Annotated in this window: 10 protein-coding genes; 9 read left to right on the forward strand and 1 reads right to left on the reverse strand. The window is 64.1% G+C overall.

The features are described from left to right. The 8 genes from JaAD80_RS23390 to JaAD80_RS23425 all read left to right on the forward strand — a co-directional run. On the forward strand, nt 1-333 hold a 333-nt coding region (locus JaAD80_RS23390), incomplete at its 5' end, for a TolC family protein (protein WP_374755270.1). A gap of 105 nt (nt 334-438) precedes the next feature. Next, the gene (locus JaAD80_RS23395) at nt 439-1,716 is read left to right on the forward strand and encodes a lipoprotein-releasing ABC transporter permease subunit (protein WP_102298028.1); all 1,278 of its coding nucleotides are present in this window, start codon (nt 439-441) and stop codon (nt 1,714-1,716) included. A 117-nt stretch (nt 1,717-1,833) separates the two neighbouring features. After that, complete coding sequence (locus JaAD80_RS23400) at nt 1,834-3,093, forward strand: lipoprotein-releasing ABC transporter permease subunit (RefSeq protein ID WP_102298030.1); 1,260 nt, start codon at nt 1,834-1,836, stop codon at nt 3,091-3,093. 16 nt (nt 3,094-3,109) lie between these two features. Continuing rightward, on the forward strand, nt 3,110-3,835 hold the full coding sequence (gene lolD / locus JaAD80_RS23405; protein WP_102298033.1) for a lipoprotein-releasing ABC transporter ATP-binding protein LolD: 726 nt from the start codon (nt 3,110-3,112) through the stop codon (nt 3,833-3,835). Between the two features lie 22 nt (nt 3,836-3,857). After that, nucleotides 3,858-4,655 (forward strand): TatD family hydrolase, encoded by a 798-nt coding sequence (locus tag JaAD80_RS23410; protein WP_102298042.1) that lies wholly within the window; start codon nt 3,858-3,860, stop codon nt 4,653-4,655. A 7-nt stretch (nt 4,656-4,662) separates the two neighbouring features. Beyond that, nucleotides 4,663-5,892 (forward strand): sorbosone dehydrogenase family protein, encoded by a 1,230-nt coding sequence (locus tag JaAD80_RS23415; RefSeq protein WP_102298034.1) that lies wholly within the window; start codon nt 4,663-4,665, stop codon nt 5,890-5,892. A gap of 413 nt (nt 5,893-6,305) precedes the next feature. Continuing rightward, a complete protein-coding gene (locus JaAD80_RS23420) occupies nt 6,306-6,695 on the forward strand; it encodes a Rap1a/Tai family immunity protein (RefSeq protein ID WP_146012501.1) in 390 nt (129 codons plus the stop codon). A 1-nt stretch (nt 6,696) separates the two neighbouring features. After that, nucleotides 6,697-7,170, forward strand: coding sequence for a T6SS effector amidase Tae4 family protein (locus JaAD80_RS23425; RefSeq protein WP_219726868.1), 474 nt, complete (start codon nt 6,697-6,699; stop codon nt 7,168-7,170). 90 nt (nt 7,171-7,260) lie between these two features. On the opposite strand, the gene JaAD80_RS23430 is transcribed toward JaAD80_RS23425, so the two are convergent. After that, entirely contained in the window at nt 7,261-9,249 is a 1,989-nt protein-coding gene (locus JaAD80_RS23430) for a helicase-related protein (RefSeq protein WP_102298040.1), read from the reverse strand. A gap of 232 nt (nt 9,250-9,481) precedes the next feature. On the opposite strand from JaAD80_RS23430, the gene JaAD80_RS23435 reads away from it, so the two are divergent. Further along, nucleotides 9,482-9,745, forward strand: a complete 264-nt coding sequence (locus tag JaAD80_RS23435) for a hypothetical protein (RefSeq protein ID WP_180979555.1) — start codon at nt 9,482-9,484, stop codon at nt 9,743-9,745. The last annotated feature ends 377 nt before the right edge of the window (nt 9,746-10,122 follow it).

Consider the following 10,122-nt stretch of genomic DNA (forward strand, 5'->3'; position numbering starts at 1 on the left):
GCCCAGGCGGCAGAGGCGGACGTGGCGCGCGCCGAGCAGGGCACGCGCGCCGACCTGGCCAGCACGCTGCCGCGCATCGCCAACGCGCAGCGCACCCTGGCCTTGCTTGAAGAGCAGGAAAGGAAGATGGCCTTCGTCGTGCGCGGCGGCGCCATCCAGTATGAGGCAGGGCGGCGCAACCTGCAGCAGATCATCCAGACGCGCGACACGTATTTCACGATACAGCAGCGGCGCATCGACCAGCAGCACCGTCTGACCCTGGCGCAGATGCGGCACTATGCGCTGGCGGGCCAGCTGCTGGCCGCGTTTGGCCTGGCGCAGGAGGAAAAATAGGGCAGGCGTGCGCGGTTTCACACATGGATCACGCAGAGTTGATGCATGAAATGCCCATTGTGTGGCACACTGCGCGCTCGCATATCATCGTTGTCGCGGGAGCGCATGGGCATCATCAAACAATTTCCTTTTGAGTGGCAGGTCGGCGTGCGCTATACGCGCGCCGGGAAACGCAGCGGGCGCAATAGCTTCATTTCCTTCATTTCCCTCATTTCCGTGGCCGGCATCGGCCTGGGCGTGGCCGCCCTGATCGTCGTCCTCTCCGTCATGAACGGCTTCCAGAAGGAAGTCACTGACCGTTTGATGTCGGTGCTGGCCCACGTCGAGGTGTTCGATACCAGCGGCTCGATGCCGAACTGGCAGGCGCAGGAGCGCGCCGCCTACGCCAACCCGCAGGTCAAGGCCGTGTCGCCGTTCGTGGAAACCCAGGGCATGCTGCTCAACGACGAAACCATGCGTCCATCCGTCGTGCGCGGCGTGCTGCCGCAGCAGGAAGCCACCGTGTCGAGCGTGGCAAGCCAGATGAAGCAGGGCAGTTTCAGCGCGCTGACCCCCGGTTCCTACCATATCGTGCTGGGCATCGACCTGGCCAAGGCGCTGGATGTGAAAGTCGGGCAGAACGTGACCCTGATGCTGGAACGCGAGCCGAAGGCGGGCGATCCGGCCAACGGCATCGTCATGCCGCGCATGCGCGCGCTCAAGGTGGCCGGCATCTTCGAGGCGGGCCACAATGAACTCGATGGCAGCCTGGCCTTCGTCAATATGCAGGACGCCGAGCAGCTGCTGCAGCTCGATGGCCCGTCCGGCCTGCGTTTGCGCCTGCACGACATGAACAAGGCGCCGCAAGTGTCGCGCGAACTGAAGGCATCGATGCCGGGCCAGCTGTGGATGCGCGACTGGTCGCGCGCCAGTGCCAGCTGGTATGCGCTGGTGCAAAGCCAGAAGAACATGATGTTCATCATTCTCAGCATGATCATCGCCGTGGCCGCGTTCAACCTGGTTTCGACCCTGGTGATGTCCGTCACGGACAAACAGGCCGACATCGCCATTTTGCGCACCCTGGGTGCTTCGCCGTTCTCCATCATGAAGATTTTCATGATCCAGGGCGCGCTGGTAGGCTTGCTGGGCAGTGCGCTGGGCGTGATCGGCGGCACGCTGCTGGCGCTGAACGTCGGCGTCATCGTGCCCTTCATTGAAGGCATCTTCGGCCTGCACTTCATTTCCAAGGAAATCTACCAGATCAGCGCCGTGCCGTCGGACGTGCACTGGCTGGACGTGGCGCAGATCGGCCTGATCGCCTTTGGCCTGGCGCTGGTGGCGACCATCTACCCGAGCTGGCGCGCCGCGCGTGTCAAACCGGCCGAGGCGCTGCGGTATGAATAAGATAATTAGCCCTGAGGCAGAAACCGGGGTCGGACCCTCAGGGTCCGACCCCGGTACTTCGCCATTGGGTCGGCACAGCGGCATGTCGCTTACACAAGAATCAATTACTTCACAAGCATGTTAAAAAATCTTCCTTTCGAATGGCTGGTCGGGCTGCGCTACACGCGGGCCGGCAAGCGCAGTGGCCGTAACAGTTTTATCTCTTTTATTTCGCTCATTTCCATGGCCGGTATCGGCCTGGGCGTGGCCGCGCTGATCGTCGTGCTGTCCGTGATGAACGGCTTCCAGAAGGAAGTGACGGACCGCATGCTGTCCGTGCTGGCCCACGTGGAGGTGTTCGACAACAGCGGCAGCATGCCCGACTGGCGCGCCGAAGCGGCGCAGGCCTTCAAGAATCCTGCCGTCAAAGGCGCCGCGCCGTTTGTGGAAACGCAGGGCATGCTGCTGCGCGACGACGCGCTGCGCCCCGCCATCGTGCGCGGCGTGCTGCCCGAGGAAGAGCCGAATGTGTCCGACGTGGCCGGCCAGACGCGCATGGGCAGCTTCAAGGCGCTGCAGCCGGGCACCTTCAATATCGTGCTGGGCATCGAGCTGGCGCGCGCCTTGCGCGTCAACCTGGGCGAAAAAGTCACCTTGATGCTGGCGCAGGGCCAGGTCACGCCAGCGGGCGTGCTGCCGCGCATGCGCAGCTTTACCGTCAGCGGCATCTTCCAGGCCGGCCACAATGAATTCGACGCGGGCCTGGCCTTCATCAATATCGAAGACGGCCAGCGCCTGCTGCGCATCGATGGCCCTTCCGGCCTGCGTTTGCGCCTGGCTGACATGAACCAGGCGCCGCAAGTGGCGGCGGAACTGAAAAAAACCATGCCGGGCGACCTGTGGCTGCGCGACTGGTCCAAGCTGAACGCCAACTGGTTCGCCGCCGTGCAGACGGAAAAGCGCATGATGTTCATCATCCTGACCCTGATCATCGCCGTCGCCGCGTTCAACCTGGTTTCCACCCTGGTGATGACGGTCACGGACAAGCAGGCCGATATCGCAATTTTGCGCACCCTGGGCGCCTCGCCCGGCTCCATCATGAAGATTTTCATGATCCAGGGCGCGCTGGTGGGCATCCTGGGCACCATCCTGGGCGTGGGCGGCGGCGTGCTGGTGGCCATGAACATCGACGTCATCGTGCCCTTCATCGAGCACCTGCTGGGCGTGCAGTTCCTCTCCAAGGACATTTATTTCATCAGCACCGTGCCGTCCGACCTGCGCTGGCCCGACGTCACCAAGATCGGCGTGCTGGCCGTGATCCTCGCCTTTCTGGCGACCCTGTACCCGAGCTGGTGGGCCGCGCGCGTGAAACCCGCGGAAGCCCTGCGCTATGAATAATCCACTGAATACGACCATGACCGATCTGAACAAACCCGCCGTCAACGGCGCCTCCGCTGATTCCGCCGTCCTTTCCTGCCGTGGCCTGGGCAAGACTTTCACGCAGGGCAGCTACAAGGTGCAGGTGCTGGCCGGCATCGATATCGACATCCACCGCGGCGAGCGCGTCGCCATCGTCGGCGCTTCCGGCTCGGGCAAATCGACCCTGCTGCATCTGCTGGGCGGCCTCGATACGCCCACCAGCGGCAAGGTGAGCTTGCTGGGCAAGGATTTCGCCACCCTCAGTGAAAAGGCGCGCGGCGACCTGCGCAACGCTTCGCTGGGTTTTGTCTACCAGTTCCACCACCTGCTGCCCGAGTTCTCCGCGCTGGACAACGTCGCCATGCCGTTGATGATACGCCGCATGAAGCGCACCCCGGCCACTGACCTGGCGCAGCAGATCCTCACGCGCGTGAACCTGGCCAAGCGCGTGTCGCACACGCCGGGCGAACTGTCGGGCGGCGAGCGCCAGCGCGTGGCCCTGGCCCGCGCCCTCGTCACGCAGCCGGCCTGCGTGCTGGCCGATGAACCGACGGGCAACCTCGATCACGCCACGGCCGAACAGATTTTCGACCTGATGCTGGAACTGTCGCGCACCCTGGGCACGGCCTTCGTCATTGTCACGCACGATATCGAACTGGCCAAGCGCTGCGACCGCGTGCTGCGCCTGACGGATGAAGGGCTGCAGCCTTATCAATACTGAGCAATACTAAGGAGCCGCCATGCTGTGGATCGATACGCATTGTCACCTCGACGCGCATGAATTCGGCAGCGAATCGCTGCAGGTGGCGACGCGCGCCGGCGCGCAGGGCGTGGGCATGATCGTCATCCCCGCCGTCGAACGGGCCAATTTCACTATCGTGCGCGATCTGGCGGCAGCGGCGCCCAACGCCTGCTATGCGCTGGGCATCCACCCGATCTACGTGCCGCAGGCAACGGAAGACGATTTATTGGCGCTGCGCGAGGCCGTGGCGCTGGCCATGGCCGACCCGCGCTTTGTCGCCATCGGCGAGATCGGCCTCGATTTCTTCATTCCCATGCTGTGCGAACCGGCCATGCGCGCCAAGCAGGAGCATTTTTTGCGCGAGCAGCTGAAGATGGCGCGCGACTTCGACCTGCCCGTGCTGACGCACGTGCGCCGCTCGCAGGATATCGTCCTCAAGCACGCGCGCCAGATCCGCCCGAACGGCGGCATCGCGCATGCTTTTAATGGCAGCTTCCAGCAGGCACAGGGCTATATCGAACTGGGTTTCAAGCTGGGTTTTGGCGGCGCCATGACGTTTACGCGCGCCTTACAAATACGCCGCATGGCCAGCGACCTGCCTTTGGCCGCCATCGTGCTCGAGACGGATGCGCCCGATATTTCTCCCGCCTGGATACACCCTGGCCGCAACAGCCCCGAAGAATTGCCGCGCATCGGCGCCGTGCTGGCCGACTTGCGCGGCCTGGCACTGGCCGATGTGGCGGCCGCCACCAGCGCCAACGCGCGCGCCGTGCTGCCCCGCTTACCTTTGATGGAATGAGACCACGATGAACAACAAGATGATCACCGGCGCGCTGGCCGCCTGCCTGTCCGGCGCGTTTGCTCCCGCCATGGCGACGCAAAGCGCCCAGTGCGACGGCATGCCGCGCCTCGACGTTGCCACGCCGCCCGGCTTTTGCGTGGCCGTGCTGGCCGATGGCCTGAAGTTCCCGCGTGGCGTGCTGCCGCTGACGAATGGCGACATCCTCGTCACGGACATGGCTGGCTGGACGCCGAAACAGGGCAAATTATGGCTGTTGCAGCGCAAGGCGGCCGGCACCGGCTATGAGCGCAAGCTGCTGCTCGACAAGCTCGATCGCCCGAATGGCATCGTGCAGGGGCCGGACGGCATGGTCTATGTGGGCGAAGTAGGGCGCATCTTCCGCTTCGACTTGCGCGACTCTGCCCGCGCCACCACCGACATCATCGGCGGCACGGCCAAGACGCCGCCCTTGCCAGGACTGGGCCTGCACTTGCTGACCACCATGCGTTTCAGTCCCAAGGGCGATCTGTATGTGAACGTGGGATCCAGCACCGACCATTGCGAGAGCGATGGCAAGGCCCCGGATCCCGCCAAGCCGTGCGCCTCGGCGGAAGGCCCGGAAGCGCTGGGCGCCATCCGCGAATACAAGATGGCCTGGCCGGCCGGCACGGTGACGAGCTGGCGCACGCACGCGCGCGGCTTGCGCAATTCGATGGCGCTGGCCTTCCATCCTTCGACGGGCCAGTTATGGCAGGCGGAAAACGCGCGCGACGCCATCCAGGCGGCCATGCCGCAGCTCAAAAGCGATGAAAACCTGCCGCACGAAGAACTTAATCTGATCAAGGCCGACCAGCACTACGGCTGGCCGTACTGCTACGACGACAATGTCGCCAGTCCCGAATATCCGAAGACGGCTTGCGCCGCCAAGTACGTGGCGCCGCAGCGCCTGCTGCCCGGCCACGCCGCGCCGCTGGGCATGACCTTCTACACGGCCAGCCGCTTCCCGGAACAGTACAGGAATAGCCTCATCATCGGCTACCACGGCTACCGCGGCAACGGCCACCGCCTGGTGGCGCTGCTGCCCGACAAGGCCGGCGCCCCGCTGGGCAAGTCCGTCGAGCTGATCAGCAACTGGGAGCGCAAGGGCAAGCAGGGGCGCGGCGCCCCCGTCGACGTGAAACTGGGCCAGGATGGCGACATCTACCTGGCCGACGACCATAATGGGCTGGTGCTCAAGCTGCATTTTCAGCAGTAGGCCGGCTCAGGCCAAAAGCCGTAAGCCGCCAACACCGGTGGCGCCAACAATGTCGTCGGATTACGCGCGCCCTTCGGACGCGCTAATCCGACCTACCCGACGTATCCGACCCACGCTTGATATCGTTCAGCGCCGTAGGTCGGCTCAGGCCAAAGGCCGTAACCCGACAACACCGTGGCGCCAAAAAAGTCGTCGGATGATGCCTGACCTGGTTCAGTGCCGTAGGTCGGCTTAGGCCAAGGGCCGTAACCTGACAATACCGTTGCGCCAACAATATCGTCGGATGACGCGCGCCCTTCGGACGCGCTAATCCGACCTACCCGACGTATCCGACCTACGCTTGACCTCGCTCAGTGCGGGGCTGGCGCATCGTTCTACAATCGGCCAGACCGTCCCACTGACCATGGCTGGCCATGCCTGTCGCCTTCCTTCTGATTCTATTGAGCCTGTGCCTGCCCAACGCGCGCGGGCAGGGTGCCGCCTACCCGCCCGCGCCGCGCCTGAACGCGGAGCAGCTGATTGCCTATTACCAGGAAGGGCCGTCCAGGGGAGAGATGGCCGATCCCGCTTTCCTGCTCGGCCAGCGCTACGCCAAAGGCTACCTGGCTGGCGTGGCCGATGCGGCGCAGGGCCGGCAATGGTGCGATGCGGGCCGCCTGAAAACACTGGAAATCGATGCGCACATTGTCGCTGAACTGAAAAAACTGCCGCCGGGAGCGCGCCAGCGCGATGCGTCCACCCTGATCGTTGCCATCCTGGCGCGGCGTTTTCCCTGTACCACTCCACCACCGATGGGAGGCTGACGTGAAACCTGCATTCATCAAGCTGCGTGAAAATTATGCCAGCGTGGCCGCCGTTGACCAGGCTGCCCTGTTCGGCGAAATCGGCTGGGAAGACTTGATCGGCAAGGACAGCTTTGCCAACACCTGCGCCATCCGCGTCAGCCTGGCGCTGATCAAGGCAGGCATCAAGCTGAAAGGGCGCATGGCGATCCGCAAGGGACCGTTCAAGGGCGCGCTGATCGAGCCGGGCCAGGCCAAGCTGGCGCACATGCTGGCCAGCCCGTCGATGTTCGGCCCGCCCGAGAAATTCGCACGCGATGCGGCGATAGACGGCATCGGCCAGCGCAAGGGCCTCGTGGCATTCTTCCGCATCCCGGGCTACCTGGGCGGCGCCGGCGGGCATATCGACATCCTGCTGCCGTCGGCCGGGGTGAAGGTCTGCGGCTCCGAGTGCTACTGGACGTGCGCGGAGGTCTGGTTCTGGGAACTGCGCTAGTACACCTGATCAAACCTGCTGCGCCTTGCGCTTCTTGGCCACAAATCACTGCCGCTCGCTGCGGTTTATCAGGTGTCGTGAAGATCCAGGCTATTTAAATTTTTTCCCTGAACGCCCGCGCGACGCGGCATTGTGCGCGCGCAGGATGGAGTCGACCCGCTCCGACGCATCGCGCGACAGGTTTTGCGCCACGTCGATATCGGGGAAGAACTCGGGCAGGCGGTAGCTGAGCCACGCATACGCCGAATAGTAGCGGCACGTGTCTTCCACCTGCTGCAGATTCTGCGTGCCGCCGCCATACGCGTGCTGGCGCAGCGTGCTCACTTTTCCCTGCGACAGGTTCTTCGACCAGTGCTCCCACGCCGTCTGCAGGGAAGGCACTTTGCTGGAGATCGGCACCAGCGACAGGGTAAATTTATCGGCCACGGACAGGGGCAGGGTATCGAGCCACAGGGCGCGCTCTTTCTGGTCTTCCGTGATGCGCGGGAAGAAGAAACCATCGGGCACGTCGATGTTGTGGATGAAGCGGCGCAGCAGTTTTGATAGCGACAGCTCGCCCGTGACGGCGGAAATGCGGTGCAAATGCTCCAGCGAGGGCGCCACGGCGAAGCCGCTGGTATTGAGCGGATGCAGCTTTTCCTTCAGCAGCGCGCGCATCACTTCATGCGTCTCGTTGTCGTAGCCGGCCACCAGACCCTCTTCATGCACACCGTAGCGGCCCGCGCGTCCGGCGATCTGGCGTGCCAGCGCGGCGGAAATCTCTTCCTCTTCGCGGCCGTTGTATTTGACGCTGGTGGTCATGACGATGCGCGCGATCGGCATGTTCAGTCCCATTGCCAGGGCATCGGTGCCGACGACGATATCGGCCGTGCCGTCGCGGAAGCGCTGCGCCTGCGCGCGCCGCACTTCAGGCGACAGGTTGCCGTACACGGTCGCCACCGACAGCCCCGTTTCCGTGATCATGTCGCGCCACATCAGCACTTCGCGGCGCGAAAAGGCGATGACGGCGTCGCCGCGGCGCAGGTTGCGCACCTTGCGCACGGCCGTCGGCTCCATCGACAGCGGCGCCATGCGCTTCAGGACATGCACTTCCAGCGGGCATTCCAGGCGATCGGCCAGCGCCTCGATGGCGCGCCGCGCTTCCGGCGCCCCCACCAGGTACACCGTGTGGGCCGGGGCGCCGCAGACGGCGGCCGTCCACGCGGCGCCCCGGTCCGGGTCGGCCAGCATCTGGATTTCATCGATGACGGCCACTTCGACGACGGTTTTCGTGTCCAGCATTTCCACCGTGCTGGCGATATGCGTGGCACCGTCGACGACGCGGCGCTCCTCGCCCGTGATCAGGCTGACGGCCAGCGGCTTGCCGTGCGGCGCGGCTTCCTGCAGGCGCTCGTAGTTTTCCAGGGCCAGCAGGCGCAGGGGCGCCAGGTAGATGCCGCTTTTTGCCTTGACCAGCGCTTCCATGGCGCGGTGCGTCTTGCCGGAATTGGTAGGGCCCAGCAGGGCGATGAAGCGGCGCGGCAGGCGGCGCGCCATCTCGAACGAGGCCGGATACTCGGCCAGGTTGATGCTCTGGCGCGTGCGCGCAGCATGCTGTTCTTCCTGCTGGCGTTCGATGGCGTGGTTGAAGCGCTGGCGGATGCGGTCAAATACCATGCCGGCAGGCTCGGACGTCTGCATGTCGCCCAGGGTGTGCAGGAAGACCATCGGGTCCGTGTCCACGTCTTCGCTCAGGCCGGCAATATCGGCGACGAAATCCATCACGTGCTGGCGCAGTTCGTCGAAGACGGCCACGCTGGCCCGCTCGCGTATCAGGGCCAGCTTGGTTTCGCGGTCCATCTTGCGCCACTTGGCCGGCCGCGCCAGAACGCCCTGCGCGGGCACCAGCGCATACGGCACCACCAGGTGGCCGGCCTTGACGACGCCGGAAAAGCGCACGAAGACCCGGCCTTCCATCTTCACCAGGCGGACATGTTCGGCCAGTTCCCCCAGTTCCGCGACCAGGGTGGCGTCGTTATTGTCTTCGGTGGCGTCGGAAAAATCGCTGGAAGCGTCGGGAGGAAGTGCGGAGGAAGTCATGTCGTGCCTGCGTGTTGAAGTAAGCGAGGCCGATTATACCGTCGATGGGGGCGGGCGGTGTTCGGCAAGCCATTGCCTAGCCGGCCCGCGCGCGCACCAGGCGCAGGCCCCAGCCGCTGCCATGCCGGCGCCGCGTTACGCGCTAAAATTGATCATGTAGCAAGTAAATTTTCCCCGAGGCGCAAAGAACGTTCAACATGGGGTTTTCCATTTGCCCGTCGAATCTTGCCATATGAAAATTATTTTCTCTTTGGAAGCACCTGCCGCCCTATCGTTCAAGAACCTTTACGACACGACGAATTGGGGCCCGATTGAACGCGATGTGGGGTTTTACGCCGATGCGCTACGCGGTTCGTGGGCCTCGGTGTCGGCCCATGATGGCGACAGGCTTGTGGCGTTTGCGCGCGCAATTTCAGATGGGAAACTACATGCATTCATTACAGAAATGATCGTGGATCCGAATACCAGCAGCGCCGCCTCGGAGAACAGCTATTGACGCTGCTTGTTGAACAGTGCCATTTATCGGGTATCAAGGATACCGACCTCTTTTGCGCGACGGGAAAAGCCGGCTTCTATCTGAAAAACGGCTTTGCCAGGCGCCCGGACGATGCGCCAGGCATGCAATACGCCAGGGCGCCGGGCGCTGATATTCCAGGCGCCAGCCCAGCCCCTGTTGCGCTGGATCAGATGAAGGGCCGGAAAGCCGCCTGAGCGCCGGCGCCGGCTCTATAGTCTGATGCCTATCTTCGCACCTGGCGACCATCACGCTTCCATGCGCACCCTGATCCTCGGTTTTGCCGCCGGCGCCGCGTGGCTGCAGACGCAGGCCAGCCTGCCGCCGCATGCGGGCGCGGCGCTGCTGGCTGTTGCCGG

The sequence above is a fragment of the Janthinobacterium sp. AD80 genome (assembly GCF_002878455.1).
Lineage (GTDB): Bacteria > Pseudomonadota > Gammaproteobacteria > Burkholderiales > Burkholderiaceae_D > Janthinobacterium.